The following is a 23,525-nucleotide window of genomic DNA, read 5'->3' as shown; positions in this document are numbered from 1 at the left end:
GCGGGCGACCGAGCGCGCCGACCCGCTCGACGCCGTCACGCGTCGGCGCCGCGGGCCACCCCAGCGCCGCTATGCGGGGACGATGTTGACCAGCTTCGGCGCCCGCACGATCACCTTGCGGATACCGGCCCCGCCCAGCGCGGCGACGATGTTCCCGTCGGCCAAGGCCAGCGCCTCCAGTTCCTCGTCCGTGATGGACGGGGAGATCTCCAGGCGGGCCTTGACCTTGCCCTTGATCTGCACCACGCAGGTCACGGTCTCGTCCACGACGTACGCCGGGTCCGCGACCGGGAAGTCCTGGTGCACCACGGACTCGCTGTGGCCCAGCCGGCGCCACAGCTCCTCCGCCACGTGCGGCGCCAGCGGCGCGGTCAGCAGCACCAGCCGCTCGGCGACCGAGCGCGACAGCGGGCCGCCCGCCTTCGTCAGGTGGTTGTTCAGCTCGGTGATCTTGGCGATGGCGGTGTTGAAGCGCATCCCCGCCATGTCCTGGCCCACACCGTCGATGGCCTTGTGCAGCGCGCGCAGCGTGTCCTCGCCGGGCTCGGTGTCCACGACGGTGACCTCACCGGTCTCCTCGTCGACGACGTTGCGCCACAGCCGCTGCAGCAGCCGGTACTGGCCGACCACGGCGCGGGTGTCCCACGGACGCGAGACGTCCAGGGGTCCCATGGCCATCTCGTACAGCCTCAGGGTGTCCGCGCCGTACTCGCCGCAGATCTCGTCGGGCGTGACGGCGTTCTTCAGGGACTTGCCCATCTTGCCCAGGACACGGCTGACCTTCTCGCCGGCGTGGTAGTACGCGCCGTCGCGCTCCTCGACCTCGACCGCCGGGACCGCGATACCGCGGCTGTCCCGGTAGACGAACGCCTGGATCATGCCCTGGTTGTACAGCTTGTGGAACGGCTCGGCCGACGAGATGTGCCCCAGGTCGTGCAGCACCTTGGACCAGAAACGCGCGTACAGCAGGTGCAGGACCGCGTGTTCCGCTCCCCCGACGTACAGGTCCACGCCACCGGTGGGCTGTCCCTCGCGCGGCCCCATCCAGTACTGCTCGATGGCCGGGTCGACCAGCCGCTGGTCGTTGTGCGGGTCCAGGTAGCGCAGCTCGTACCAGCAGGAGCCAGCCCAGTTCGGCATGGTGTTGGTCTCGCGGCGGTAGTTCCGCGGGCCGGAACCGTCACCCAGGTCCAGGGTGACGTTGACCCAGTCGGCGTTCCGGGACAGCGGGGTCTCGGGCTGTGTGTCGGCGTCCTCCGGGTCGAAGGTCCGCGGCGAGTAGTCCTCGACCTCGGGCAGTTCCAGCGGCAGCATCGACTCGGGCAGCGCGTGGGCGATGCCCTCCTCGTCGTAGACGATCGGGAAGGGCTCTCCCCAGTAGCGCTGGCGGCTGAACAGCCAGTCACGCAGGCGGAAGTTGACGGTCCCCTCACCGACACCGTGCGCCTGCAGCCACTCCGTGATCCTCGCCTTGGCGTCGACGACACCCAGGCCGTCCAGCGAGACCTCGTCGTTGGCCGAGTTGACCAGCTTCGCCTCGTACGAGGCGAACGCGTCCTCCCACGTCGAGGTGTCCAGGCCGCGGTCGTCCGAGGGCTCGACGACGCAGCGCATCGGCAGCTCGAAGGCGCGCGCGAAGGCGAAGTCGCGCGCGTCGTGCGCCGGCACCGCCATGATCGCGCCGGTGCCGTAGCCCATCAGGACGTAGTCGGCGATGAAGACGGGGACCTTCTCACCACTGACCGGGTTGGTCGCGTAGGCACCGGTGAAGACGCCTGTCTTGTCCTTGGCCTCGGCCTGCCGCTCGACGTCGGACTTGGCGGCGGCCTGCTTGCGGTACGCGGTGACGGCCTCGGCCGGATTCGCGTGGCCGCCGGTCCAGACCGGGTGGGTGCCCTCGGGCCAGGCGGCGGGGATGATCCGCTCGACCAGTTCGTGCTCGGGAGCCAGGACCATGTAGGTCGCGCCGAACAGGGTGTCCTGACGGGTGGTGAAGACGGTGATGTCTCCCGCACCGTCGACGGGGAAGTCGACGCGCGCCCCCTCGGATCGGCCGATCCAGTTGCGCTGCTGCAGCTTGATGGCCTCCGGCCAGTCCAGCCCGTCCAGGTCGTTCAGCAGCCGGTCGGCGTAGGCGGTGATGCGCATGTTCCACTGGCGCAGCTTGGCCTTGAAGACCGGGAAGTTGCCGCGCTCGGAGCGGCCGTCCGCCGTCACCTCCTCGTTGGCCAGCACGGTGCCCAGCCCGGGCGCCCAGTTGACGGGTGCGTCCGAGGCGTACGCCAGGCGGTACTGCCCCAGGATGTCGGCACGGTCGGCGGCGCTCAGCGCGCCCCACTCGCCGCCGCCCGGTACCGGACGCTCACCGCTCTCGAACTGGGCGACCAGGTCGGCGATCGGGCGGGCCTTGTCGGCCTCGGTGTCGTACCAGGAGTTGAAGATCTGCAGGAAGATCCACTGGGTCCACTTGTAGTACTCCGCGTCGATGGTCGCGAAGGAGCGGCGCTTGTCGTGGCCCAGGCCCAGCCGGCGCAGCTGGACCTTCATGTTCTCCATGTTGGCCTCGGTGGAGGCGCGCGGGTGGGTGCCCGTCTGCACGGCGTACTGCTCCGCCGGCAGGCCGAACGCGTCGAAGCCCAGGGTGTGCAGGACGTTGTGCCCGGTCATCCGCTGGTGGCGGGCGTAGACGTCGGTGGCGATGTAGCCCAGCGGGTGGCCGACGTGCAGACCGGCGCCCGAGGGATACGGGAACATGTCCATGATGAAGCGCTTCGGCTTCGCGGCCAGCCCGGAACCGTCCGCCAGATCACCGGTCGGGTTGGGCGCCTCGTACGTCCCCTCGGCGTCCCAGAAGTCCTGCCAGCGTGCCTCGATGTCGGCGGCCATCGCTGCCGTGTAGCGGTGCGGCGCGGCCACCTCGGCCGCGGAATTCGTCTCGCTCATGATCCTCAAAGCTCCATCGATCGTCATCTGCCGGCGCCCACGTCTACGGACACACGTCTACGGAAACGAAAAATCCCCTCGCACAGGAGGGGACGCCGCGCCGAGTCCGACCAGGCATTCTCACCGGTCGGGAGTGATCAGCGCGGCTCGCTAAGCAGAAGGCGTACGGCACGCATGGCGTCAGGGTACCGCACGGGCCCGGAGCCCGGCCCGGCACATATACCTCCGGAAGGCCGCACGGGTCGCGCCACGCCGGTACGCACAGTCACACCGTCGGCGCGAATCTTCCACAGGACCCACACACTCCGGAGGTTACTCCGCGTACTGCCTCCTATCGGGGCAACCGCTCAAACCTCGTACCGGCCGGTAGACGGCGACCTAGCATGCGGCAACGGGACCGCTTTGCCGAGCCATTCGGAGTCGCCCCCCATGAAGCCTCATCGCAGGATCCGCTCCTCCCCCTCCCTGGGTTCCGGCCCAGGAACGAGCCGCCCGGTGCAGGGCGGACTGACCGTCGCGGCACTGGTGCTCATCCCCCTGCTCGCCGTCGCGGGGAGCGACGGCATGCGTGCCACGTTCGACTTCACGACCGGCGTACTGACGCTGGTCTCCCTCACCGCGGCAGTCGGCTGGGGTCTGCTGGCCACCGACCGGGTGTTCCTCTCGACGCGTCAGCGGCTCGTCTGCCAGGGCGTCCACCGAGCAGCCGCCGTCGCCTCGCTGTGCTTCCTCCTCCTGCACGGCACCGTGAAGGTCGCGCTCGGGCACGTCGGCCTGCTCGGCGCCCTCGTACCGTTCGGTACGGGTGTGAGCGGTACCGCGGGCCTCGTCGGCTTCGGCGCACTGGCCGGGCTGCTGATGATCGTCGCCGCGGCGACGGGGGCGATGCGCAGCGCGTTCGCCACCCCCGGCAGGATCGCGGGCCGCTGGCGCGCCCTGCACGCGCTGGCGTATCCCGCGTGGTGCGCCGCCCTGGTCCACGGCCTGTACGCCGGACGCCAGCCCGCGACCTGGGTCGTCGTGATGTACATGCTCTGTCTGACCGCCGTGGCCGCCGTGCTCGCGATGCGCCTGCTCCCCGGCCCGGCAAAGCGCCTGCTCATCGAGCTCGCCGCCAGTCTGACGGGCCCGGACGCCCCTCCGTCCGCGTCCGATCCGGTCATACGCACCTCACCGCTCCCCGGTGCGGAGTCCCCGCCTGCGCCGTCGGGCCGCGGCCTCCCGCCCGACGCCCCCGGCTGGGGCGACGACCGGGGCCTGCGCGGCACCCCGGTCCGCCCCCGGACGCTCGCCGCCCCGGAAACGCCCGGAGCACTCGCGCACGAACCGGCGGACTACGCGTCCCGGCCGTTCGGGCGGGCGCCGCAGGAACACCAGCCGTACGGTGCGGCTGCGTACGTATCGCCACCGCCGTGCGAGCCGCCGCCGCGCAGCTCCGAGCGGCTCGCCCCCGGCACCTTCCCCACCCCGGCGCCGGCAGCGCCCCAGGGCTCCCGGCCCGGTATCTCTGCGGCGTACCGAGCCGTCTCCCGGCTATCCGGGCCGCCCCCGGGTCTGACGGGCGACCGCTGGCCCTCCCCCTCCCCCACGCCTCCCGCACAGGCGCTGAGGCCCGCGTACGCATCGCCCCCGGGGCCCGCCCCGGCCTCCGCCTCCGACCAGGTGACCGAGCAGCTGCCGGGGCCGCTCTATCCGCCCTCGGCGGGAGAGCCCTGGCACCCACCAGCAGGAGACCGCCCGTGAAAGCGCCCCTCCCCGATGTCCCGGAGGTCCGCGTCGTCGGACTCCCTCAGTTGACCAGCGGGTTCGACCTGGTGGAACGCCTTGACCTCGCCATGCACCTCAAGGTGCACGGCCCGCTCGACCCGATGACCGGTGAGCGGCTGGCCGAGCTCGCGGAGTCGGTGTCGCTGCGTGGCCGCGGCGGCGCGGGCTTCCCCTTCGGGAAGAAGCTGCGGGCGGTCGCGAAGGCCTCGATACGCCGTGGGGTGAGGCCGGTCGTCGTGATCAACGGGAGCGAGGGCGAACCCGCCTGCCGCAAGGACACCGTGCTGCTCAACCGCGCCCCGCACCTCATACTCGACGGCGCCCTGCTCGCAGCGGAAGCACTCGGCGCACGCACTCTGGTCGTGGCTGTCACCCGGAACTCCACGGAGATGTCCGTGCGGTCCGCCCTGGCCGAACGAGGACTGTCGGACAGGCGCGGACAGCACCTTCGCGCCCGGGTGGTGCGCACCCCGGAGCGCATGGTCTCCGGGGAGGCGTCGGCGGTCATCCGCGCGGTGAACGGCGGCCCCGCCCTGCCCCCCGGCCGCCGTGAGCGGGCGGCGGAGTCCGGGGTGGCCGGCGCGCCGACTCTCCTGTCGAACGCGGAGACCTACGCACAGCTCGCCGTCGCCGCCCGGCTGGGTCCCCGCCGCTACGGACACACCGGCCTGGCCGACGAGCCCGGCACGGTCCTCCTCACGGTCTCAGGGGCCGTGGCCCGTCCGATGGTCGTCGAGGTACCCACAGGGGTGCCCCTGCGCTACGTCCTGCAGTTGGCGGGAGCACCGCCGCTGCCCCAGGGCGTACTCACCGGCGGCTACCACGGCAACTGGATCGACTCGACGGCCTTGCACGACGCGGTGGTCTCCAGAGCCTCACTGGCCGCGGTGGGCGGGGCGCTCGGCGCCGGTGCCGTTCTGCCGATCGGGCCGGAGACCTGCCCGATCGGGGAGTCGCTGAGGATCGCGAACTGGCTGGCCGCCGAGACCGCGGGCCAGTGCGGGCCGTGCAAGCTGGGTCTGCCCGCTGCCGCGGGCGGCCTCTCCGACGTCCTCAACGGCGGCGGTCCCGCCGCCCTGGAGGCGCTCCGCGAGGTGACGCAGGCGGTGAAGGGCCGCGGTGCGTGCAAGCACCCGGACGGATCGGCCCGCTTCCTGTCGTCCACCCTCTCCGCCTTCACCGACGATCTCGCAGCGCACGTGCTGGACGGCGGTTGCGGACGGGAGACCCTGGGCGTGCTGCCGTTGCCCTCCCCCGGCTACGAGGACCTGGAGGAGTCCCTCCCCAGCGGTGAGAAGCTGGCGGTGGACTGGACGCTCTGCCAGGGGCACGGCCTCTGCGCGGACATCGTTCCAGAACTGATCAGGCTGGGTCCGGACGGTTATCCGGCGCTCGCGGACGCCTCCGTTCCGGTGCACCTGAGAGGCCGGGCCCAGCGCGCCGTACGGCGGTGCCCCGCCCTTGCGCTCCGCATCGAGCAGGCTCCCGCGGAACGGCCCGCACTGCCGAGTGCCCGGCGCAGGGCCCTGGGCAGCGGGCGCGACTGATCCGCGCGCCGACGAGCACACCAGGAGTGGCGGACACGACAAGAAGCGGGCCATCCGATTCGGATGGCCCGCTTCCCCACTGTGGAGCTAAGGAGAATTGAACTCCTGACCTCCTGCATGCCATGCAGGCGCTCTACCAACTGAGCTATAGCCCCGTGCTGTTTGCCGCTCGGTTTCCCTGGCGACATCGAGAACATTACACGGTCCCACCGGCCCATCAAAAATCGTTTCCGGTCTGTCCGGATATGCCTGATGAGCGACGCTCTGACCAGCGGTTGCTTCGATCTTGAACGGCTCCGGGAGGAGCCACCCCGTCAGGCAGTGGCGAAGGAGTAGAACCGCTTGAGGGTGCAGTGCTCCTCCAGGAGCCGTCCGTAGATGGGCTCACCTTCGAGCTCCCGGTACGTCTCGATGGGGTCGCCCTTTATGATCAGCGCCCGCGCGCACTCCTCGCACCAGTACTGGAACTCGGTGTTGACGGGGTCCATGTCCCTGACGATGGGCGTACCGCTGCCGCACCAGTCGCATTTCCGCCTGTGTGCACCCATCCGGTCAGCTCCGACGGTGGCCGCAGGCCGTGCGCGCGAAGGGACCGTCGTGCGAGCTGCCGAGGGAGCAGGGCGCGGCGGGAACGGGGGTGGTCGAGCGATGGAGCGCCGTGGACGCAAGGAGCGGGCCCGGGACCCGTACGCGGCTCGCAGGCATCGCGCTCCCTCCCGATCGGTCCGTCGCCCCTCCGACGCTCCGATTCTGCCACGGCGCCGTAAGGAGGTCAGCCCGACGAACGCCCCGCCTAGCGCCTTTGTCCTGAAGGAGGCCCATGGGGACGGCCCTCGCACCTGCGATGACAGCGCCGGAACACCCTTACGACCCTTGTCCCAGGCGGGCCACGGCAGTTGGGGCACGACCGGCGCACGTCACCGGCTCGATTCCGGATCGCCGCAAAAAAAGATCCCGCCCCCTGCCGGGGACGGGATCTTGACTGTGGAGCTAAGGAGAATTGAACTCCTGACCTCCTGCATGCCATGCAGGCGCTCTACCAACTGAGCTATAGCCCCGCTGTCCGCTGTGTTTCCCTGCGTTTCCGCGCTGCGAACAAGAAGAACTTTAGCCTGCGACGAGCCGGAAAGTGAAATCCGGTCCCCACCGCCCGGAGAGAGCCTCCGGGCGACGGCTAATCGTCGTCCCCGAGCACCGGTTCGGGGAGGGTCCCGGCGTTGTGCTCGAGCAGGCGCCAACCACGCGCGCCTTCGCCCAGCACCGACCAGCAGCAGTTGGACAGCCCGCCGAGCCCCTCCCAGTGGTGGGACTCGAGCCCGAGCAGACGGCCGATGGTCGTCCGGATGGTGCCGCCATGGCTCACGACGACGAGCGTGCCGGCGTCGGGCAGCTTGCCTGCGTGTTCCAGCACCACGGGGGCCGCGCGGTCGGCGACCTCCGTCTCCAGCTCGCCACCGCCCCTGCGGACCGGCTCACCGCGCTTCCAAGCGGCGTACTGCTCGCCGTACTGTCCGACGATCTCCTCGTGCGTGAGCCCCTGCCAGGCGCCGGCGTACGTCTCACGCAGCGCGGAGTCGTGTGCGACGTCGAGGCCGGTGACCGCGGCGAGCTCGGCGGCCGTGGCCGCGGCGCGCCGCAGGTCGGACGCCACGATCGCGTCCGGCTTCAGCGATGCGAGCAGCCGGGCGGCGCGGCGTGCCTGCCCGAGACCGGTCTCGGTCAGCTCGATGTCCGTGGAGCCCTGGAAGCGGCGCTCCAGATTCCACGCCGTCTGGCCGTGCCGCCAGAGGACGATCTTGCGGCCCCTGCCGCTGCTGCTGCCGTTCAGCTCTGGTCACCTTCCGTGCCGCCGTTGAGCTGGGCGTGCTCCTCGGCCTTGCCCCGGGTCTTGACCGCGTCCTCGGGGAGGGCGATCTCGGGGCAGTCCTTCCACAGGCGCTCGAGCGCGTAGAACACGCGCTCCTCGCTGTGCTGGACGTGGATCACGATGTCGACGTAGTCGAGCAGGATCCAGCGGGCGTCGCGGTCGCCCTCGCGGCGAACCGGCTTGGCGCCGAGCTCCTTCTGTAGCCGCTCCTCGATCTCGTCGACGATCGACTTGACCTGGCGGTCGTTGGGAGCCGAGGCCAGCAGGAAGGCGTCGGTGATCGACAGCACATCGCTGACGTCGTAGGCGATGATGTCGTGCGCGAGCCGGTCGGCCGCCGCCTGGGCGGCGGCGTTGATGAGCTCGATGGAGCGGTCCGTGGCGGTCACATGCAGGCTTTCGTCGGCGGTCAGATCAACCTCTAGGGTCTCACGGACCGCCGACAGCCCTTACGACGTCTGCCCGGGGATCCCTACGAGGTCTGCTCGGGGATCTTGTAGTCCTGTCCGAGGACGACGGACACGTCGGCGTTCGCCGCCGGCTCGCCCTTCTCGACCGAGCCCTCCGGCAGCCCCAGGGTCTTGGCGACCTCGACCGCCTTGGCCTTGTCCTCCGCGGTTCCGTACACCACCTGCGACGACGTCGCGGTGTCCGCCTTGCCGCTGTCGACGAAGGCGTAGCCGCCGTTGACGAGCTTGACCCTCGCGGACTCGGTGCCCTTCGTGTTCCCCGTGGCGTTCTTGATGCCGACGCGCACCGCCGCGCCCTGCTCCGGGGCCTTCACCTTGCCTCCCAGGACGTCCTTGACCACGCTCGCGGTGGCCTTGTCCGTCAAGGTCCCGTCGCTCTGGACCGGGAGGAGCTCCGTCTTGTAGTCGCCCACCTTCGCGTGTCCGGCGAGCTTGGCCAGCGAAGCGCCCAGGTCCTGCTCCGGCAGGGACGGGTCGAGGATCTGGGCGAGTGTCTCGATGGTGACGGTGGCGGCCTTGGGGTCCTCGGACAGCTTGCGCAGCACACTGCGCATGACCTGGCCGAAGCGCATGAGCTGCTTGGCCTCCGGTTCGCCCTCGCCCTGGTAGGTGGCGTACGCGACGGCCATCGGGCCGCTCAGCGTCTGCCCCTCCCCCTCTTCCACGAGCGGCGAGGCGCCCTTCTTGGAGTCGGGCACCGCCGTGTCGGTGTCCACCTCGATGTTGCCCACGAGCTCGACGAGGTTCTCGAGGTACGGCGTGTCGAGCCGCCATGTGCCACTGATGCTGGTGCCGAGCAGGGTGTCGATCGCCTCGCGGGTGCCGGTGGACCCGTCGTCGTCGACGGACTTGCCGAGCGTGGTGGTGGATCCGTCGTCCCCTGCCACCGCCAGCGAGTTGGGGAGCAGGACGGTGGTGCCCTGCTTGGTGGTGACGTTGTCGACGAGCAGCGCCGTGGAGGTGCCGCCCTTCTTGGTGTTGTGCAGGTGGACGACGATGACGTCGCGTTTCTGCGGGCCCGTCGCCGTGGCGCTCCGCCCGTCGGCGTCCGAGACACCCGGGATGTCCCCGGCGAACCAGAGATAGCCCGCCCCGCCGACGACGACCAGGACCGCCACGACTATGAGCGCGACCATCCGGTTGTGGCCGCGCCGTCGCGCCTCCTCGCGCCGCTCACTGCGGCTCTCGGTGAATTTCAGCCAGTCGATGACGTCTTCGGAGTCCTCGTCGGGCTCCTCGATGAAGGCGAACTGCTCGGTGCCGGGTTCTCCCTCCGCACGACGCTGCCCTGGAACGGCCGGGTCGGCCGCCGGTTCGGGGCCACGCCGCTGTTCCGGCATCGGCGGTGGCGGGGCCGCCGCAGGGGCGGCCGGGGCCGCGGCCCACTGCTGGGTGGAGTCGTCTACGGCGGGCTGCCGGCCGGTGTCATAGCCGTACGCGGCGTCGCCGTAGCCCTCGCCGTACCCGTACCCCTGCTGCGTGGGCTGCTGCGCCTGCTGCTGGGCGGCGTGCGGGTCGTACTGCTGCTGGGCACCGGCGTACGGGTCGTACTGCTGCTGCGTACCGGCGTACGGGTCGTACCCGTAGCCGTAGCCCTGCTGTGCCTGCCCGTCCTGCTGCTGGGGCTGCTGCTGGGCGTACGGGTCGTACGGCTGCTGCCCGTGCGACTGGTCCTGCGCCTGCCCCTGCTGCTGGTAGACCGGCTGCCCGTACTCGTCGTAGCCGATGATCTGCGGCTGCTGGTACGGGTCGTACGGGTTCTGTCGGTCGTTCACAGGTGCCCCTCTACGTGGCTCATTCGCCGCGGTACAGCTGGCGCTTGTCGATGTAGCGGACGACGCCGTCGGGTACCAGGTACCAGACCGGTTCACCCTGCGCGACCCTGGCGCGGCAGTCCGTGGACGAGATCGCCAGTGCGGGCACCTCCACCAGCGAGACCCCGCCCTTGGGCAGGCCGTCGTCCGTCAGCAGGTGACCCGGGCGGGTCACACCGATGAAGTGGGAGAGCGAGAACAGCTCCTCGGCGTCCCGCCAGGTCAGGATCTGGGACAGCGCGTCGGCGCCGGTGATGAAGAAGAGGTCCGCGTCGCCGTGGGCCGTGCGCAGATCCCGCAGCGTGTCGATCGTGTACGTCGGTCCGCCACGGTCGATGTCGCTCCGGCTGACCGAGAACTGCGGGTTGGACGCCGTCGCGATGACCGTCATCAGGTAACGGTCCTCGGCCGGGGACACCTGCTTGTGACTCTTCTGCCAGGGCTGCCCGGTCGGGACGAAGACGACTTCGTCCAGCTGGAAGTGGGCGGCCACTTCACTGGCCGCCACCAGGTGTCCGTGATGGATCGGGTCAAAGGTCCCGCCCATCACGCCGATTCGGCGCTTGCCGCGGCCGGTAGGCACTTCCTGCTCTCCCATGCGTGCAGACCCTACTGGTACAGCTGTTCGCCTCGGACTCAGCGGTCCCGGTTGAAGCGCGTCGTGATCCACAGCAGGAGCAACAGGGCGACGAGCGCGCCGCCACCGGTGAGATACGGGCTGAGGCTTTCGTGGTTACCACCCTGCTCGCCTTCGGAGGCGAGGGTGACCAGCTGGTGCGCGGTGCTCGAGAGGCTCATCTTCTGCGGGACCTATCCATCGGGAATCAGGAGGGAGACGTCGGGCACATCGTATGCGGGCGTCACGGGCACGCTCACGCCGACTCAGTCGTTGTTGTCGTCGTTGCGGTATCCACGCAGCAGGAACCAGGCGAGCATGGCTGCTCCGACAAGCGCCACGAGCAGGACGACGCGAAGCGTGTTGCCCGGTCCCTGGTCCTCGGACACGGCGGCGAGCATGACGGCGGTATGCGGCATTCCGGGCGCTCCTCAAAGTTATCCACAGCCCCCCGCACACCGTAGCGCCAGCACATACGCTGGCATTTGTCAGGGGGACGAGCAACGTCTCGTACGAACAGGGGGCATCCATGACCGACACCAGTCACGAAAGCGTGCCGAGCAGGCAGCGCAGGCGATTTCCGGACATCTCCTCACGGGCCTACGAGCACCCGGCGGACCGCTCGGCCCTGGTGGCCCTGCGCAAGCTGAGCGGTTTCGACACCGTCTTCAAGGCGCTCAGCGGCCTGCTTCCCGAGCGCAGCCTGCGGCTGCTCTTCCTGTCGGACTCCGTCCGGGTGAGCGACGCCCAGTTCGCCCACCTCAACGACATGCTGCGGGACGCCTGTTACATCCTGGACCTCGAGAAGGTCCCTCCGATGTACGTGACGCAGAACCCGCAGCCGAACGCCATGTGCATCGGCCTGGACGAACCGATCATCGTCGTGTCGACCGGGCTGGTGGAGCTGCTCGACGAGGAGGAGATGCGGGCGGTCGTCGGCCACGAGGTGGGCCATGCGCTCTCCGGTCACTCGGTGTACCGCACGATATTGCTCTTCCTCACCAACCTCGCGCTGAAGGTGGCCTGGATCCCGCTGGGCAATGTCGCGATCATGGCCATCGTGACCGCGCTGCGGGAGTGGTTCCGCAAGTCGGAGCTCTCCGCCGACCGGGCCGGACTGCTGGTGGGGCAGGACCCGCGTGCCTCGATGCGCGGGCTGATGAAGATCGCGGGCGGCAACCATCTTCACGAGATGAACGTCGACGCCTTCCTGGCACAGGCCGACGAGTACGAGAAGAGCGGCGATCTCCGTGACTCGGTGCTGAAGATTCTCAACGTGCTGCCCCGGACTCACCCGTTCACGACGGTCCGGGCGGCCGAGCTGAAGAAGTGGTCGGAGAGCCGGGACTTCCAGCGCATCTTGGACGGCCACTACCCGAAGCGCGGAGAGGACAAGGACACGTCGGTGACGGACTCCTTCCGTGAGTCCGCCGCGCACTACGCGGACACGGTCCGCACCAGCAAGGACCCGCTGATGAAGCTCGTCGGTGACATCGCGGGCGGTGCGGGTGACCTGGGCGGCAAGCTCCGGGACAAGTTCACGGGCACGGCCGGCGGGAGCGCGGGCGGTGGCAACGCGGGCAAGGGCCGCCCGGGCGCTACGGACGGCTCCGAGGGGAGCTGGAGGCGTCCGGACCCTGAGGAGGGGCCTGAGTCGGGGACGTGACGGCCAGAGTGCCGCAGAGCGCCGCTGACGGCACACCCGTGGCGTAGGGGTCGGTGCCCGCGGGTCCGCGGGTGTCCGCTCGCCCGCCGGCGAGCAGAGGGCGCAGGGCTCCTGTCGTCACGGCCGAGCACGACTGGGGGCCGGCCTGGACGTAGGCGCTGCGGACCTCCAGCCTGTGCAGCCTGATGTCCTCCCGGTCGAGCAGGAAGTGCAGGACGCGACGCACGGTGAAGAGGGAGGCTCCGTCGGCCCGGTGGGGGCCGGGTACGGCGGGCCGCAGGGCGTAGGTGAAGGTGTGGTCGGACACCACCTCCAGGGTGTCCGCCCCCGCCTCCGCGTAGCTGAGAGTGCCGTGGGCCCGGATGTCGGGGTCGGCGAGTTCCACTTCGGCCGGGTCGAATCGCACCAGCCAGCCGGTCGCGCTGTGCCGGCCGTCGGCGGCCGGGGATTCCATGCTCCGGTCGAACTGTGCCGTCTGGTCCGGGTCGAGGAGGCGTCCGACCGGCCGGACCACCCCGCCGGTGATGACGTCCGGGTCGAGAGAGGAGTTCACCAGGTAGTCCTTGACCGTGGTGAGGGCCATGCTCACCTGGCTGTCCGAGAAGTTCTTGGTCCGCCTGACCGACGGCAGGTTGATGCCTGAGGCTCCGGTGGCGTGGGCCGCCGCCGGACCGCCGTCAAGAAGCGACTCTGCGGTTCCTCCGGGTACGCGGCCCTCCGGGGCCAGCGGGATCACCGTCGTCTGCAGCGGCTCCGCGCGCCTGCCGACGGGCGTCGGGTAGGGGTTCCGGAAGCCGAGGTACACCGCGGCGACGAATGCCAGCGCGATCAGCAGCACGAGAGCGATACCGGCCCGCGGTCGGCGCCGGCGGGTGCCACGGCCGGGGAGGGAGCGTACGGCGCGCGCATGCATGCCCATGCGCTCCTGCGCCGAGAATTCCTGCAGCCGGGCAGCGCGGACGAACGATTCGTCGAAGACGAGTGAGCGGTACTCGTCCTCCCCGCCCGTGTTGTCGGGCGGCCCTTCCGGCGGTTCTCCGCGGCCTGTCATGACTTCTCCCGATCTCCGCGCCGCCGGCGAGGGCTGGCGCCGGGATCCGCCTGGGCACTCGGCCCCGGGCGGACCTGTCCGTCACGGGTCGACAGATGGGCAAGTGGCTGGCCCTCTCCCCGGGGACGGGGACGGGAGGAGGGATCACAAGGTCATACCTTCAGATTGGGTCGATCCTCATCAAGGTAAACGCCTCGCAGGTGAGAACGCAGGCGGAGCGCGGCCGGGAGGGGCAGGAGCCTCGAGGGAAAAGACTCGTCCTAGCTCGGACTCGGGCCCGGGCGCGGGCTCGACGAGAAGAACAGCCGGGAAGGGCCGGACAGGGCAGAGAACGGCCCCTGGAGGGCCGGGGAGGCCACCCAGCCGGAAAGGGGAAGCCGCGGGGACCGGGGAGGGCGCCCGGCCGGAAGGGCAGCCGCGGCTGAGGAACCTGGGACAGGCTACGCGTTCACCGATACCGGTGTTCGGCCGGTGTTCGGCCGGGTCTCATCCCGGCGGATGTGGGGCCGTCGCGCCCCTGGTCATTCGGCGGCTGACGGTGTGCGGGGGACAGCGGAAACCGCGGGGCGGGAGTAGTCGGCCGAGGCGGACGGGACCGCGCCCGGCTCACCGACGCCGCTGGTGACCGGTGACGGCACCTCCTCCTGACGGTGGGAGGCCGCGCCCCGGTACACGGCGCTGAAGGCGAGCGCCACCATCCCGATACCCATGAGCAGGGCGAGCAGCCAGGCGACCGGCCGGTGCCAGCGCGCCGAGCACCGGTAGGGGCGCAGGGCACCGCCGTGACGTCCGTACGGGCTGTCGTCGTCCTCGTGGACGGCGTCAGGGTCGTCGGGGTCGTACGAGCCGCCGTAGCCTCTTCCCCGGCCGTACAGGCCGTCGGGGCCGTAGCCGTCGTCGTAGAGGTCGTCGTCCAGGGCCCCACCGCCCGAACGCGCTCTGTAGGCCTCGGCCTCGGCTCGGTCCTGGGCTGCGGCGAGCAGGCGCTCGACCGCGGTGGGCTCGTGGATCTCGGCCGACCGGACGAAGTCCTCGTCGAACACCACGGAGGCGAAGTCCTCGTCCGCGCCCCCGCGGTCGTCGTCGGGCTCCCAGCCGTCCGGGAACGGCCTGCCCCCCACGTCGTCCGGCACGGCTTCAGCGTAGCCTCGGCGGGGCGTTTTGGGCAGGGAGCCCGCAAAGTCGGGAGACCTCCCGCCTCGTCCGACCCGCCGGAAGAGTCCCTCTAACGGATGTGGCCGTCGCCGGTGACGATGTACTTCGTGGACGTCAGCTCGGGCAGCCCCATCGGCCCACGGGCGTGCAGCTTCTGCGTGGAGATTCCGATCTCGGCGCCGAACCCGAACTGGCCGCCGTCGGTGAAGCGGGTGGACGCGTTCACGGCGACCGTCGTCGAATCCACCAACTGGGTGAACCGGCGGGCAGCCGCCTGCGACGTGGTGATGATCGCCTCGGTGTGGCCGGAGGACCAGAGCCGGATGTGCGCCACGGCGGACTCCAGGGACTCCACCACAGCGGCGGCGATGTCGTACGAGAGGTACTCGGTCTCCCAGTCCTCCGGTGTCGCGGCCACGACGGTGGCCTTGGACCCCTCGGCGAGGGCGAGCACCCGCTCGTCACCGTGCACGGTGACCCCGGCCTCGGCCAGCGCGTCCAGGGCCAGGGGCAGGAAGTCCGCGGCGATGTCCTTGTGGACCAGAAGGGTCTCGGCGGAGTTGCACACGCTCGGGCGTTGCGCCTTGGAGTTGACCAGGATCTCGACGGCCATGGCGAGATCGGTCTGCGCGTCGACGTACACGTGGCAGTTGCCGGTGCCGGTCTCGATGACGGGGACCGTCGACTCCTCCACCACGGTGCGGATCAGGGAGGCACCGCCGCGCGGGATGAGTACGTCGACGAGGCCGCGTGCCCGCATCAGTTCGCGCACCGAGTCGCGGCTCTCGCCCGGGACGAGTTGCACGGCGTCCGCCGGAAGCCCGGACCCGCCCACCGCGTCACGGAGCACCCGCACGAGTGCGGTGTTGGAGGCGTACGCCGACGAGGAACCACGCAGCAGCACCGCGTTGCCGGACTTGAGGCAGAGCGCGGCGGCGTCGACCGTCACGTTCGGCCGGGCCTCGTAGATGATGCCGACGACTCCGAGCGGCACCCGCACCTGACGCAGATCGATGCCGTTGGGGAGGGTGGAGCCACGGACCACCTCGCCGACCGGGTCGGGCAGGGCGGCCACGTCCCGCACGTCCGCGGCGATCGCGCGGATCCGGTCCGGCGTCAGGGTGAGCCGGTCGACGATCGACTCGCTCGTGCCGGCTGCCCGGGCCTTCGCGACGTCCTCGGCGTTCGCCTCGACGATCTCGCTGGTGCGGACCTCGAGCGCGTCCGCGACCGCCATCAGGGCGTCGTCCTTCGCCGCGCGCGGGAGTGGCGCGATGTCGTCGGCGGCGGCGCGTGCCCGGTAGGCGGCCTGGGCGACCGGGGACATGTTGTCGTACGGCGAAAGCGTGGTCATGCCCGCAGGGTAGTGCGCACACTGCGGGCATCCGTCACGTATCCCGTGATGCGAGACAGCCGTACCGGTGCCCGGGACCCCGACGGGACCGCATCGTCGGGGCACCTCACGAGGACCGCCCGGCCGGCAGGCACGGCTCCGCTCAGTACGGGTGGACCCCGACGGGGGAGGCAGGCGGAGGGCCGTACCCCTCGGCGACCCGCAGGTGGTACGTCTCCCGGTCGATGACCTCCAGGCCGACGATCTCCCAGGGCGGGAGCCGTGCGCTGGACCGGTGCTCGCCCCACAGCCGCAGAGCGACCGCTGCGGCGTCGTGCAGGTCCCGGGCCTCTTCCCAGTACCGGATCTCCGCGTGGTCGTCGGCGTACCGGCTGGTGAGCAGGAAGGGGTGGTCGTGCGCCAGCTGCTCCAGTCCGCGCCTGACCTCCTTCAGGGGCGTCTCGCTGCCGGAGACACTGAGGGTGATGTGCCACAGCTTGGAGCGGATCAGTTCCTCGTTCGTCACCACCGGTTCCTGTTCGAGGGTCTGGTCGGTGGGGGTACCGACGAAGTCGGATCCCGCCCCGACGCTGGTCAGGGCACGGCTGCCCGTTCCGCGGGGCAAAGCCCCCGGGCGCGCTCGTCTCACCGGCGGCCTCCTGTGAATGTGTAGCTGTCCCGACCCCTTTTTGTGTCCCTCTGACAAAGTTGACCAGCCCGGGGCCGGGCGTGGGGCGGTTTTCGTGAAGGTCTCAACCCGAAGGCTGGACTTTCAGCCGTTTCAGGGGGCCGTACGAGGCGTGAGGACGACGAGATCGTCCCTGTGTACGACTTCGCGCTCGTAGGCGGGGCCCAGTTCACGTGCCAGGTCGCGGGTGGAGCGGCCCAGCAGCTGAGGGATCTCCTTGGCGTCGAAGTTGACCAGCCCCCGGGCGACCGCCAGTCCGGCGGGGTCCCGCAACTCGACCGGGTCGCCGGCGGAGAACTCGCCCTCGACCGCAGAGATCCCGGCAGGCAGCAGGGAGGTGCGGCGCTCGACGACGGCGCGCACGGCTCCGTCGTCGAGCGTGAGGGCGCCCTGCGGGGTCGAGGCGTGGGCCAGCCAGAGCAGCCGGTCGGCCGAGCGGCGACCGGTGCGGTGGAAGTACGTGCCGGTGTCGCGCCCCGCGAGCGCGTCCGCGACGTGGCTCGCCGAGGTCAGGACCACGGGGATGCCCGCGGCGGTGGCGATCCGGGCCGCCTCGACCTTGGTGACCATGCCCCCGGTACCGACGCCCGCCTTCCCCGCGCTGCCGATGGTGACGTCTTCCAGGTCGGCCGGTCCGCTCACCTCCGCGATGCGGGAGGTGCCCGGTGTGCTCGGATCCCCGTCGTAGAGGCCGTCGACGTCCGACAGCAGTACGAGGAGATCGGCATGGACGAGATGCGCGACGAGCGCGGCGAGCCGGTCGTTGTCACCGAACCGGATCTCGTCCGTCGCGACGGTGTCGTTCTCGTTGACGACGGGGAACGCACCCATCTCGAGGAGCTGGTCGAGCGTGCTGTACGCGTTGCGGTAGTGGGCGCGCCGACTGGTGTCGTCGGAGGTCAGGAGCACCTGTCCGACCCGTACGCCGTAACGGGCGAAGGAGGCGGTGTAGCGGGCGACCAGCAGTCCCTGGCCGACGCTGGCGGCGGCCTGCTGCCGAGCGAGGTCCTTGGGCCGGCGGACGAGGCCGAGGGGGGCGAGGCCGGCGGCGATGGCGCCGCTGGAGACGAGGACCACCTCGCGCTCCCCGCCGCTCCTGACCTTGGCGAGGGCGTCGACGAGGGCGTCGACCCGGTCGGCGTCGAGGCCTCCGGCCGCGGTGGTGAGTGAGGAGGACCCGACCTTGACGACGATCCTGCGGGCTTCCGTCACACCCGGCCTGCTCCCGGCGCCTGCGCCGGAGGAGGTGCGGGCCGCGCCTTCGGAGCCGTCTGCCGCGCCTCGAGTTTTCCTTGCCCCTGACACGTACGCCGTCCCCACATCACGTCGTCCTGCTCCGTCGTCCTCAATCTACGCGAGCGGGGCACGCGGGCACCCCGCTGTCTCAGCTGCTGTCACCGCCGGGCCCCTTACACAGAAGCAGTGTGGACTCCGGCCGCCGACATACGCCCGAATGGAGTCATTTACGTAATCTCCACCGGGCATTCATCGGGCTACCCTCTTCAGGTGACAGATGAACCGGCCCGCCAGAGGCGCATCCTCCTCCGATCAGGCAAGAGCCCCTTCGATGTGGCCTCGCTCGAACAGTCCCTCCACAGAGATGTCTTCGCGACGAACGCGGGCAATCTGATCTTCAGTGACGCGGCTCACAAGCTTCTGACGACGTCGCGGGCCGAGGTCTTCTCCAACGGCATCCGTACGGACCCGTCGGCGGCCGACCGCATAAACGAGGAGTTCGACGTCTTCGTCGTACCTCTGGCGAACGCGTTCCGTCCGACGTTCGAGCGCCCCCTGAAGCGGATGACGCAGCTGATCAAGAAGCTGCGGATCCCCGTCGTCGTCCTGGGGGTCGGCGCACAGGCGGACCTCAACTACAACGCGGACCGTCTGAAGCCGATGGAGCCGACGGTCAGGGAGTTCGTCACGGAGGTGCTCAACCGCAGCGCGTCCATCGGCGTGCGAGGTGAGTTCACCGAGCAGTACCTGAACAGCATGGGCTTCAAGGACGTCGAGGTCATCGGCTGTCCCTCGATGTTCATGCACGGCGAGACGTTCACGCTCGAGAAGAGGGCCGAGTCGCTCACCGCGGAGTCCCGCATCTCGGTGAACGGCTCGCACAGCGCCGTGCGCTCGCACGGCCTCGACGCCATCATCCGGCAGGCCCACGAGCGCTATCCCCATCTCCGGTTCGTGGGACAGAACCTTCTCGAGGCCCAACTGCTCCACTGGCGGGAGACGTCGAACCCGATCGGCGCCCAGACCTCGATGCCGACCCATCCGTCCCACCCGATGTACCGCGAGGGCAAGGTCCGGCTCTACGTCGACCCGGCCACGTGGATCGAGGAGCTACGCGCGTTCGACTTCTCGTTCGGCTCCCGTATCCACGGCAACATCGCGGCGCTGCTGGCCGGCGTACCGAGCACCGTGCTCTGCAGCGACTCGCGGACCCTGGAGCTCTGCCGGTACTTCGGCATCCCGCACCGCAAGATCTCCGAGACGCCGAAGGACATCGACCCGGCCGAGCTGTACGAGGCCGCCGACTTCGGCGAGCTGGTGAACGGCCACAAGGAGCGCTTCCTCCGCTTCACCGGCTTCATGGAGAAGAACGGCCTGGAGAACACCTTCCACCACGGCGACAGCGGGAAGGCGTTCGACGCCCAGCTCTCCAAGCTCGCCCTGCCGCCCGCCGTCCGCCCGTGGACCGACACCGATCCCGATGAGCTGAGCAGCCGCTTCAGCTTCATGCAGAGCCGGCTGGACGAACTGGCCGCGCAGAACGTCAAGCTGCGCAGTCAGCTCGAGAAGAAGACCGGCCCGGTCAGCATCAAGGTGCACGCGGGCGACAGCGCCGCCACGTGGCCCTCCGCCTACAAGCGTGCCCGTCGCGTGGTGGGGCGCCCGGTCAGAAGGCTGCTGCGCCCGGAGCAGTAGGCATCACTCGCGCCGCCGCGCCCGCCTCAGACCTTGTGGGCGCGGCGCGGCATGTGCAGGCCGGCCGATCGTGCCGTCCTGCGTGCCTTGCCCGCCAGCCGCCGCAGGAAGGCAGCAGCGGTCTGGGGCCCCGGCACGTCGATCCGCTTGCGGCCGATCCATTCGGGGACGGTCAGTTCGTAGGCCGACAGGGGCAGCACTCCCTCGCCGAAGTGGGGGTAGACCAGGTGCAGCCGGCCCCGGAGCCCCTTGCGGACCATCCGGGGCCTCTTCTCGTCCTTCATGAACTGCAGCACGTCCAGGAGCAGGTCGAGCCTGCCCTCCGCGATGCAGATCAGCCGGAGCCGCTCGTTGACCTTGAGCCGGCGGGCCAGGCCGGGTGACCAGTAGGACCGCAGGATCGGCGCCGCCAGCTCCATCTTCTTCTTCCGCACCTCGTCGGACTGCCGCAGCAGCGCCGGCCCGAACTGCGGGAGGAGGGTGATGACGAACGGGCGGACCATCAGGATGTCCCGCTTCGGCCCCGGCGGCACGTGCTCGGCGATCAGCGCGGTCAGCGCCCGGGCGGAGTCGAAGCGCAGCACGTAACTGCCGCTCTTGGTCACGTGCTTGCCGTCGTCCCGGCCCACCAGGTAGTAGCAGGTGTAGTCGGCCACGACGGAGACGCCGTTGCCCCGCAGATACGCCTCCATGGTGAAGAGCGCGTCCTCACCGGTCTTGAGGCTCTCGTCGAAGGTCATCCCGAGCCGCACGAGGAGGTCCCGGCGGAACAGCTTCTGGGCGCTCAGGGTGAACTTGATGTTGGAGGAGTACAGGTCCGCCCGCTCGACCGTCTGCTTCCACATCGACTTCGCGGCGCCGCGGTTGACGCCGACGACCTTGCCGAGCACCACGTCGGTACCGGCCCGGTCGCCCATGGCGACCATGCGTTCCAGCGCTTCCTCACCGAAGTAGTCGTCCGCGTCGAGGAAGAAGACGTACCTGCCGCGGGCGAGACCGATACCGCGGTTGCGCGGGCCGCTGGGACCACCGGAGTTCTCCTGGCGGACGACACGCATGTCGATGGCGGTCCGGGCCGCGAACTCCTCCAGGTACTCCCCCGTGCCGTCGGTCGACCCGTCATCGATGGCCACGATCTCCATGCGCCCGGCAGGCAGCGTCTGCGCCTCGACGGACTCCAGGCAGCGGATCAGGTACGGCATCGCCTGGTAGGCGCCGATGATGACGGTCACGTCCGGTGTGCTGCTGCTCATCTCTCCCCGGTTCACGCATATACGTATCAATCAGGAGAAACGATAGAACGACGACACATCACGTGCTGCATGCACGAACACGCCGAACGGCCCGCACGTTCCCCTCCCGGAGGAAGAGACGGACGGGCCGTTCACTGGGTTGCCTCACGAACCGGACGTCTTTCGAACAAGTGCATGACAGCTGGATTACACCCGGCGGTCAGCTCCGCGGCCGGCCGACGACGACGCTTCCCGCCGGCGGCCGGCTCATGACGTCAGCGGATCACCGAGGGGTCCGCACCGATTTCCGCATCGGGGGACGGAGTGTCGGGATCGACCGCGACCTCGACCTCGGCGATGATCTCGGCCGACCCGTCGCCGGCACCGCTGGACGCGGCCTCGGGGTCCGGAAGCGGCTCGGGGAGCTGCTCGCCCACGCGCTGCGCGACGCCCGCGTTACGGGCTTCGGCCTTGGCCGCGAGTGCCCGGACAGCCGCGTCGAACTGCTCCATGGAGGTCGGCTCGTCCGGACCCAGCAGATAGGTCTTCAGCTCATGACGGGCCTCGGCCAGTGAGTCGGCCGCCGGGTCGGCGACCGCGCTCAGCAGCTGGTCGATCTCCTGAGCACCGTTGGAGAGGATGACGGCCGCCCGCACCGCGGTGTTCTGGCGCTTGAACTCATCGGCGCCGAGCTCCGCCGAGTCCGTGACCGCGTACGGCTTGCCGCTCGCGATGAAGTCGGACACGACGCTGGAGATGTCCGACACCATGGCGTCGGACTGGTTGAAGCAGTCGTACAGCTTGGGCCGCGCGCCGGTGACCGTCTTGTGCTCCCACCAGCCGAAGGAACGCCAGTAGGCGTCGTTCCACTCGGTCCGCAGGGCGGCGATCTCCGCCTGGCGGGCCGGGTCGGCGAGTGCGACCCTGGACTCCTCCGACTCGTCGCCGCCCGCACGGCCAGGCTTCGCCAGCTCCGCCAGACGGGACTCGATGCGCACCAGTTCCGCCTTGGCGGCGCGCTGACCGGCAGCGGCAGCCGAGGCCTCCTGCGCCCAGCGCGACTCCGCGGCACGGTCCTGGGCGGCCTTGGCGACCAGGGCCTTGATCCGGGCGTCGACGGCCTTCGCCTTGGCGCTGCGGATACCGGTGAAGGGGTGCGGCTTGTAGATGACCCGGACGGGGCTGTCCGCCGTCAGCAGGCGGCGGACGATGTTCTCCCCGGCCAGCAGCAGCGAGGTGTTGCCGGGGTTGTCGTCCCAGCCTTCCCAGGTGGGGGCGTACAGCACCGTCGGGATGGGGTTCCTGGTGGTGCCGGTCCAGCTCTCGATGGGCGCCAGCTGCGGCCGTCCGACCTCGACGATGTCCTCGTCACGGATGCCGACATCGGCCAGGGCGTAGCGGTCGCGGCCCGCGCGGCCGGCCGTCCACACCTCGTCGTACACCTTGGAGTACGGGTTGACGCTGGCCAGCTTGTCGCTGTCGCCGTGACCGATGAACACGTGCTTCATGGTCGGGACGCGCAGCATGTGGATGTTCTTGCCGACGTTGGCCGGATACAGGCACACACGGACCGTGGAGAGGTTCATGTTCATCAGGTGGGTGCCGGCGGGCACGCAGACCACGGGTACGGAGGTGTCCGCGAGCTGCGCGACCAGGTTGCGCTCGCGCATCACGATGAGCGGGCGGCCCTCGACGGCTGCCATGGTGTCGAGCCACATGTTGCCCTGGTAGGCGGACTCGTTGGAGCCGGAGAAGTAGAGCACGACGGTCGGCTGGTACTCGCCGAGCCAGGTGTCCAGGGCCTTCAGCACGGCGGGGGCCGAGGGTGCCCGGCGGCTCCGGCGCAGATACGGGACGAGCAGGGCGTTGTACCCGAGGGCCAGCAGCAGCGTCACCCCGGCTCCGATGTACCCGACGTAGTCCTCACCGGTGCCCGCGGCGACGATGACCCCGACCACCGCGGGAAGGTCCAGGTGGAGCATCTTCTCGCTGGAGCGGTACAGCAGCGAACGCGGCGGGGCGTCCGGGATACGGACGGCGTGCAGGTCCACGTTGCGGGTGACGATCGGCAGGGTGCGACGCAGCTTGATGAGCGTCGTCAGCGCGCCGTGCGGTGCCTGCAGACCGTAGAAGACGAGGAAGCACGCCACCGCCGCGTAGAAGAGCGGTTCCTCGGCGAGGTCCAGGCGCGCCAGCAGCAGGATGACCATCAGCTGACGCAGCAGGAAGCGGATGGAAAGCCCCGCGCGCACCTTGCCGAGCCGGTTGATCAGATAGCTGCCGCGCTGATGCAGGTACCAGTCAGCGATGTAGGTGACAGCCGTGGCCGCCGCGAAGAGCCAGATGTCGGGCAGGAGAGCCGCGACCATCACGCAGGGATATCCCAGCACCATCAATATGGCTGCCAGCAATTCTGACCGACTGCCCACACGGGCCAGGCGGATG

At 70.0% G+C, this 23,525-nt stretch carries 19 protein-coding genes and 2 tRNA genes; 4 read left to right on the top strand and 17 right to left on the bottom strand.

Annotation, left to right across the window (positions count from 1 at the left end; genetic code table 11):
- Positions 1-69: 69 nt before the first annotated feature.
- A complete protein-coding gene (gene leuS, locus IA22_RS0102245; protein WP_014156334.1) occupies positions 70-2,943 on the bottom strand; it encodes a leucine--tRNA ligase in 2,874 nt (957 codons plus the stop codon).
- Positions 2,944-3,372: 429 nt separating this feature from the next.
- On the opposite strand from leuS, the gene IA22_RS0102240 reads away from it, so the two are divergent.
- On the top strand, positions 3,373-4,686 hold the full coding sequence (locus IA22_RS0102240; RefSeq protein ID WP_051694758.1) for a ferric reductase-like transmembrane domain-containing protein: 1,314 nt from the start codon (positions 3,373-3,375) through the stop codon (positions 4,684-4,686).
- Positions 4,683-6,257: an NADH-quinone oxidoreductase subunit NuoF family protein gene (locus tag IA22_RS0102235; RefSeq protein WP_030122590.1), complete on the top strand. Its 1,575-nt coding sequence runs from the start codon at positions 4,683-4,685 to the stop codon at positions 6,255-6,257. Before IA22_RS0102240 ends, IA22_RS0102235 begins: the two co-directional genes overlap by 4 nt.
- A gap of 82 nt (positions 6,258-6,339) precedes the next feature.
- Here IA22_RS0102235 and IA22_RS0102230 read toward each other — a convergent pair.
- From IA22_RS0102230 to IA22_RS37020, 9 genes are all read right to left on the bottom strand, one after another.
- A tRNA-Ala gene (locus tag IA22_RS0102230) sits at positions 6,340-6,412 on the bottom strand.
- A 159-nt stretch (positions 6,413-6,571) separates the two neighbouring features.
- A complete protein-coding gene (locus IA22_RS0102225) occupies positions 6,572-6,805 on the bottom strand; it encodes a hypothetical protein (protein ID WP_014156331.1) in 234 nt (77 codons plus the stop codon).
- Positions 6,806-7,242: 437 nt separating this feature from the next.
- A tRNA-Ala gene (locus tag IA22_RS0102220) sits at positions 7,243-7,315 on the bottom strand.
- Between the two features lie 116 nt (positions 7,316-7,431).
- Positions 7,432-8,085 carry a histidine phosphatase family protein gene (locus IA22_RS0102215; protein ID WP_030122589.1) on the bottom strand — a complete coding sequence of 218 codons (654 nt, stop codon included), beginning with the start codon at positions 8,083-8,085 and terminating at the stop codon, positions 7,432-7,434.
- Complete coding sequence (gene rsfS, locus IA22_RS0102210) at positions 8,082-8,513, bottom strand: ribosome silencing factor (RefSeq protein WP_006124372.1); 432 nt, start codon at positions 8,511-8,513, stop codon at positions 8,082-8,084. The genes IA22_RS0102215 and rsfS overlap by 4 nt, the downstream gene beginning before the upstream one ends.
- A gap of 83 nt (positions 8,514-8,596) precedes the next feature.
- Entirely contained in the window at positions 8,597-10,369 is a 1,773-nt protein-coding gene (locus IA22_RS0102205; RefSeq protein WP_030122588.1) for an LCP family protein, read from the bottom strand.
- Between the two features lie 19 nt (positions 10,370-10,388).
- On the bottom strand, positions 10,389-11,006 hold the full coding sequence (nadD, locus tag IA22_RS0102200; protein ID WP_014156328.1) for a nicotinate-nucleotide adenylyltransferase: 618 nt from the start codon (positions 11,004-11,006) through the stop codon (positions 10,389-10,391).
- 38 nt (positions 11,007-11,044) lie between these two features.
- The gene (locus IA22_RS37025; protein ID WP_014156327.1) at positions 11,045-11,206 is read right to left on the bottom strand and encodes a hypothetical protein; all 162 of its coding nucleotides are present in this window, start codon (positions 11,204-11,206) and stop codon (positions 11,045-11,047) included.
- 84 nt (positions 11,207-11,290) lie between these two features.
- Complete coding sequence (locus tag IA22_RS37020) at positions 11,291-11,443, bottom strand: hypothetical protein (RefSeq protein WP_037659313.1); 153 nt, start codon at positions 11,441-11,443, stop codon at positions 11,291-11,293.
- Between the two features lie 110 nt (positions 11,444-11,553).
- On the opposite strand from IA22_RS37020, the gene IA22_RS0102185 reads away from it, so the two are divergent.
- Complete coding sequence (locus tag IA22_RS0102185) at positions 11,554-12,690, top strand: M48 family metallopeptidase (protein ID WP_030122587.1); 1,137 nt, start codon at positions 11,554-11,556, stop codon at positions 12,688-12,690.
- On the opposite strand, the gene IA22_RS0102180 is transcribed toward IA22_RS0102185, so the two are convergent.
- From IA22_RS0102180 to proB, 5 genes are all read right to left on the bottom strand, one after another.
- The gene (locus IA22_RS0102180; RefSeq protein WP_030122586.1) at positions 12,623-13,741 is read right to left on the bottom strand and encodes an SCO2583 family membrane protein; all 1,119 of its coding nucleotides are present in this window, start codon (positions 13,739-13,741) and stop codon (positions 12,623-12,625) included. The genes IA22_RS0102185 and IA22_RS0102180 overlap by 68 nt on opposite strands.
- Positions 13,742-14,262: 521 nt before the next feature.
- Positions 14,263-14,874 carry an SCO2584 family spore wall biosynthesis protein gene (locus IA22_RS0102175; protein WP_030122585.1) on the bottom strand — a complete coding sequence of 204 codons (612 nt, stop codon included), beginning with the start codon at positions 14,872-14,874 and terminating at the stop codon, positions 14,263-14,265.
- 92 nt (positions 14,875-14,966) lie between these two features.
- Positions 14,967-16,250, bottom strand: coding sequence for a glutamate-5-semialdehyde dehydrogenase (locus tag IA22_RS0102170; RefSeq protein WP_014156322.1), 1,284 nt, complete (start codon positions 16,248-16,250; stop codon positions 14,967-14,969).
- Positions 16,251-16,392: 142 nt separating this feature from the next.
- The gene (locus IA22_RS0102165) at positions 16,393-16,878 is read right to left on the bottom strand and encodes a hypothetical protein (RefSeq protein WP_014156321.1); all 486 of its coding nucleotides are present in this window, start codon (positions 16,876-16,878) and stop codon (positions 16,393-16,395) included.
- 132 nt (positions 16,879-17,010) lie between these two features.
- Positions 17,011-18,129 (bottom strand): glutamate 5-kinase, encoded by a 1,119-nt coding sequence (gene proB, locus IA22_RS0102160; protein ID WP_014156320.1) that lies wholly within the window; start codon positions 18,127-18,129, stop codon positions 17,011-17,013.
- Positions 18,130-18,423: 294 nt separating this feature from the next.
- Between proB and IA22_RS0102155 the strand changes: the two genes are divergently transcribed.
- A complete protein-coding gene (locus IA22_RS0102155) occupies positions 18,424-19,848 on the top strand; it encodes a polysaccharide pyruvyl transferase family protein (protein WP_014156319.1) in 1,425 nt (474 codons plus the stop codon).
- Positions 19,849-19,874: 26 nt separating this feature from the next.
- Here the strand turns inward: IA22_RS0102155 and IA22_RS0102150 are convergent, their stop codons facing one another.
- Together IA22_RS0102150 and IA22_RS0102145 are read right to left on the bottom strand one after the other, a co-directional pair.
- The gene (locus IA22_RS0102150; RefSeq protein WP_014156318.1) at positions 19,875-21,101 is read right to left on the bottom strand and encodes a glycosyltransferase family 2 protein; all 1,227 of its coding nucleotides are present in this window, start codon (positions 21,099-21,101) and stop codon (positions 19,875-19,877) included.
- Positions 21,102-21,355: 254 nt separating this feature from the next.
- Positions 21,356-23,449 carry a hypothetical protein gene (locus tag IA22_RS0102145; protein ID WP_202435991.1) on the bottom strand — a complete coding sequence of 698 codons (2,094 nt, stop codon included), beginning with the start codon at positions 23,447-23,449 and terminating at the stop codon, positions 21,356-21,358.
- Positions 23,450-23,525: the final 76 nt, after the last annotated feature.

The organism is Kitasatospora papulosa (genome assembly GCF_000717245.1).
In the GTDB taxonomy this organism is placed as follows: Bacteria; Actinomycetota; Actinomycetes; order Streptomycetales; family Streptomycetaceae; genus Streptomyces; species Streptomyces papulosus.
This window is presented reverse-complemented; position numbering and strand designations above follow the sequence as displayed.

Bases quoted from the DNA above. Each gene is read 5' to 3' on its own strand.
- leuS (WP_014156334.1), bottom strand. From the start codon at position 2,943: ATGAGCGAGACGAATTCCGCGGCCGAGGTGGCCGCGCCGCACCGCTAC.
- IA22_RS0102240 (WP_051694758.1), top strand. From the start codon at position 3,373: ATGAAGCCTCATCGCAGGATCCGCTCCTCCCCCTCCCTGGGTTCCGGC.
- IA22_RS0102225 (WP_014156331.1), bottom strand. From the start codon at position 6,805: ATGGGTGCACACAGGCGGAAATGCGACTGGTGCGGCAGCGGTACGCCC.
- nadD (WP_014156328.1), bottom strand. From the start codon at position 11,006: ATGGGAGAGCAGGAAGTGCCTACCGGCCGCGGCAAGCGCCGAATCGGC.
- IA22_RS37025 (WP_014156327.1), bottom strand. From the start codon at position 11,206: ATGAGCCTCTCGAGCACCGCGCACCAGCTGGTCACCCTCGCCTCCGAA.
- IA22_RS37020 (WP_037659313.1), bottom strand. From the start codon at position 11,443: ATGCCGCATACCGCCGTCATGCTCGCCGCCGTGTCCGAGGACCAGGGA.
- IA22_RS0102185 (WP_030122587.1), top strand. From the start codon at position 11,554: ATGACCGACACCAGTCACGAAAGCGTGCCGAGCAGGCAGCGCAGGCGA.
- IA22_RS0102180 (WP_030122586.1), bottom strand. From the start codon at position 13,741: ATGACAGGCCGCGGAGAACCGCCGGAAGGGCCGCCCGACAACACGGGC.
- IA22_RS0102170 (WP_014156322.1), bottom strand. From the start codon at position 16,250: ATGACCACGCTTTCGCCGTACGACAACATGTCCCCGGTCGCCCAGGCC.
- IA22_RS0102150 (WP_014156318.1), bottom strand. From the start codon at position 21,101: ATGAGCAGCAGCACACCGGACGTGACCGTCATCATCGGCGCCTACCAG.
- IA22_RS0102145 (WP_202435991.1), bottom strand. From the start codon at position 23,449: ATGGTCGCGGCTCTCCTGCCCGACATCTGGCTCTTCGCGGCGGCCACG.